3 protein-coding genes are annotated in these 3,800 nt (G+C 38.0%); all 3 read right to left on the bottom strand.

The annotated features are described in order from the left end of the window. Positions 1-105: 105 nt before the first annotated feature. From D7V92_RS21615 to D7V92_RS21605, 3 genes are read right to left on the bottom strand one after another with little or no spacing between them, the layout of a single operon-like run. Positions 106-1,104, bottom strand: a complete 999-nt coding sequence (locus D7V92_RS21615; protein ID WP_121773774.1) for a tyrosine-type recombinase/integrase — start codon at positions 1,102-1,104, stop codon at positions 106-108. Beyond that, positions 1,097-2,035 (bottom strand): tyrosine-type recombinase/integrase, encoded by a 939-nt coding sequence (locus D7V92_RS21610; protein ID WP_082944112.1) that lies wholly within the window; start codon positions 2,033-2,035, stop codon positions 1,097-1,099. The genes D7V92_RS21615 and D7V92_RS21610 overlap by 8 nt, the downstream gene beginning before the upstream one ends. Beyond that, on the bottom strand, positions 2,032-3,651 hold the full coding sequence (locus tag D7V92_RS21605; protein WP_121773773.1) for a tyrosine-type recombinase/integrase: 1,620 nt from the start codon (positions 3,649-3,651) through the stop codon (positions 2,032-2,034). Before D7V92_RS21605 ends, D7V92_RS21610 begins: the two co-directional genes overlap by 4 nt. Between the last annotated feature and the right edge of the window lie 149 nt (positions 3,652-3,800).

Genomic DNA, 3,800 nt, shown 5'->3' with positions numbered 1-3,800 from the left:
TAATTCCAAATGTTGTATAGTCACTTATGTGTTGTTGGCCCTAAAAAGGTCAACAACACATTTAAAATCAGAATATTGATAAAAGTAAATACCACATAATAATATCTACAAATTATCTAAAAAGCTCATCAACTCCTCGTCCTCTTTCCAACGTTTACTGCTGTGATTCTTGCATTCCACTTCACAACAAGCCAGAGCTTCAGCTTTCATTTTAAGATTAATTTCAGCGTAGATATTAGTCGTATTGACAGAGACATGTCCTAGCCAAGCCCTAATTGTATTAATATCAACACCGGCTTGTAGCAAATGTGTAGCCGTAGTATGCCTTATAGTGTGTGGACTTACTCTTTTTTGCAATATTGAAGGATAAATTGCTGCTACCAGTTTTGCATATTTCCCAACAATAGTATAAATACCAAAGCGAGTGATAGGTTGATTAAGCCTGTTCATGAAAACATTTTCTGAACTATCTCGTTTTTCGATTTGTACCTTTAGTTCTTCCACTGTACTTTTCCACAAAGGACACCTTCTTGTTTTATTTCCTTTTCCATGAAGACATACGACCTTCTTCTCCATAAACAGATCGGATATCTTTAGATTGGCTGCTTCGTCCGCCCGTGCACCGGTATTGTATAAAAACAGAAGCAACGCATAATCCCTTCTTCCTTGTCCTATTTTACGATTAGGAGCCTCCAGTAAAGCATTCATTTCATCCTTATCCAAATAGGTTATGATTGTCTTCTGGTATTTTTTGACAGGTACAGTATGTACGATTCTGCTCCATTCTACATGCTCGGGGGAGTTTTGACCAACGAACTTGGATAAAGCAAATATGGCAGTCAACCTTTGATTTCTTGTTGATGCGGAACATTTTCTACTCTTTTCGATATTTTCCAAAAATAAGATTATATTGTCCGGAGTTATATGCTCCAGCAGAATTTCTTCCGCCTTTACTTTTTCTTCTTTTGAAAGAAACGGTATCAACAATTTAAAAGTGTCTCTATAACTAAGTTGTGTGTTTCTGGAAAGATTTCTTTCGGTTATAATATATTCCAGCAAGAATCGTCTTATCCAATAACTTAAATATTTTCTTTGTTCATTCATAATCAATGTAATTTTCAAAAAGTTTACAAGCTTCTTTCAGTAATTCAGGAATCATTGAGAGATAGACAGATGTATGAGAAAGCTGTGTATGCCCTAAATATGAAGACAATAAGGGCAGCAGACTTTGTACATCTTTTTGTTCAGTATACCATGTCACCAATCTGTTGGTGGCAAAAGTATGGCGCAAATCTTGGATTCTTGGCTGAAATCGCCCTCCGTCATTTCGACTTATACCAGCTTTTTTTCTGATATGCTTAAAGCAGGAACTAAAAGTATGGATATTGACAGGATGTCCCCTGTCATCTACAAACAGGGCTGATTTCTCGCCTTGCGGATAACCGTTTTTTTTGCGCCACTCCAAATATTCCGCAAAACGACATCCCACTTTCTTTCCAAACGGGACAATTCTCGATTTATAGAATTTTGACTCACGGATTACAGTCAATGATTCATACATATCAATATCCTCCAGTTTCAAGTCCAACGTCTCATGTATTCTTAATCCCAACGTATATGTTATCACCAATATGGTTTGTGTCACATATGGAATCATGTGACCTTTCCTTCTTTGATAAGTCAAAGCACTATCAAACAAGGATTTCAACTCGCTGTTGCTATAGATATATGGAGTGATATGATCCGGTCGCTTTGGCAATACCTGTTGTAATGGGATTTCCTTCACATATCCTCTTGACAATGCCCATGTATAGAATCCTTTCAATGCTGTATATTTAGAAAACCAGTTGGAAGTTACCATCCCTTTCGGGGCATATAAAAAATCAGATACAATATCCCGGTTTATTAATGCCAGCCCACAATCCTCTCCGACGTAACGACAAAAGCTGCACAAGATATTTCTGTTGTTCTTAAACTTTTCTCCAAGCGACTGGCGATAAGCAATGTATACGGGCATGATTTCTCCTATGGTCATAGTAAGCCCTCCCAATTCATATCAGCCACTTTCCTAAGACTCAAAAGGTCAACTTTCGCATAGATACGAGTTGTGTCAAGTGACTGGTGTCCCAAATAATCGCTTACCTCTTTCATTGTAAAGCCGGAATTGACCAAAAGGGTGGCGCTACCGTGACGTAAACAGTGCGCCCCATAATGTTTCAAAACAATATCTTGTTGACGCAGACTGTCACTTACGATTTTGTAAACGGCAGATGTTGAAACCGGTCTATACGGGGCATCCATACAGAGGAAAACATACTCGGAATGACTTTCATTCTGTCTTATTTCCTTGAGATAGTGAAGAATGGCATCGCCCACGGATCTAACCAGCGGAAAGGTTTGCGGACGACACCCCTTTGCCCTTCTTAAGTGTAGCAGTTCTTTCCTCCAATCCAGATCTTTCAATTGGAGATTGGCAAGTTCGCAAGTCCGTATGCCGTAAACCGCAAAGATTTGGAGTATGGCATAATTACGGATTGCCGACTTCTCGTCCGTGTTGTAATATTGCACGGCTTGTTTGATATTATCTCTTTGTGGCGCATATGGAATATTTTCTTCCGAATACACCCGTGGAGAATATATGGAACTTGAAATATTCTCCATACACCATTTTTTTTGCTCCGCGTACAAGAAAAAAGAACGGAGTATGGAAGTTAAGCCAGCGATAGACCGTCGGGACATTTTTCCCTCCTCATGCAAGCAGGTGATGATGGTATCTATATGCTTAGGAGTTACTTCATGCAATACATTACATTGCTTTCCTAACAGAAGGAATGCTCTTTTCAATACCAGATATCTACTTTTGTATGTTTGCAGAGAGTAACCACGGACATTTACTAAATAGTCCAGGTATTCAATTGCCATTTTCTCAAAAGGGAACGTGTCCTTTTTATTGTCAAGACATTCCATGAATCCCAACCAGCCTTTCGCATATCTGAAAAAAACTCTCTCTCCGTGAGGTGAATATTCGATAGTCCTTCTTGTTACATTCTTTTCTTTTGCCCATACCTTGGACGCTTCTCCTATTTCATCAATATTGACAACCCTTAGGCGTTCCATAGATAAATACTTTATAATGTGAAGTTCATACTCCGCAATTGTCTTTAAAGTATTTCTTGTCGCACCAAGTTTCTCCCAATGTAGAAGGTATTCTATGCGCTCTTCTAAAAAAGGAGCCATTAGCATTTTTTTTCTGGTGTATCTCCTTCTAAATAATGTATTGAAGACAGGGATTGAGTCTTCCAATCGGCTTTCCAAACGGTTGATGTAACTTAGCCATTTGGTGATTGAGGCTTCCATCTTCCCTTTGCTTTGTGAACTGAAAGCCGTTTGTTTTGATCGACTTATGCCAGTTTGTCCCCATTCCTCTACAATCTTTCTTATTGCGTTGACTGATACCAACGAAGAATCATTGTCTGAAAGTTTTAGAAGTTCAACACCTCTAAGCATATGAACAGCCAAACGTAACAGGTAATCTTTATTACTATTTACGTTTGTCTGTATATACTGCAAGTAACGTTCACGCTCTTCAAGTAGAGGTGCATCCAAATGTCTCCGTAGGTGAGACTTTTCGAAAATCAATTGTTCTAACATACATGTAACTTTTTAGATTTGACAATACGATAATTACAATTTGAATTACAATAATAGTAATAAAATTATGTTGTACTAAATCTTGGAAATAATCTGAATTATAGCGATATAACAATAGTATAACACATAAGTGACTATACAACATTTGG

It is taken from the genome of Parabacteroides sp. CH2-D42-20 (genome assembly GCF_003670185.1).
GTDB classification, from domain to species: Bacteria; Bacteroidota; Bacteroidia; order Bacteroidales; family Tannerellaceae; genus Parabacteroides; species Parabacteroides distasonis.
This window is presented reverse-complemented; position numbering and strand designations above follow the sequence as displayed.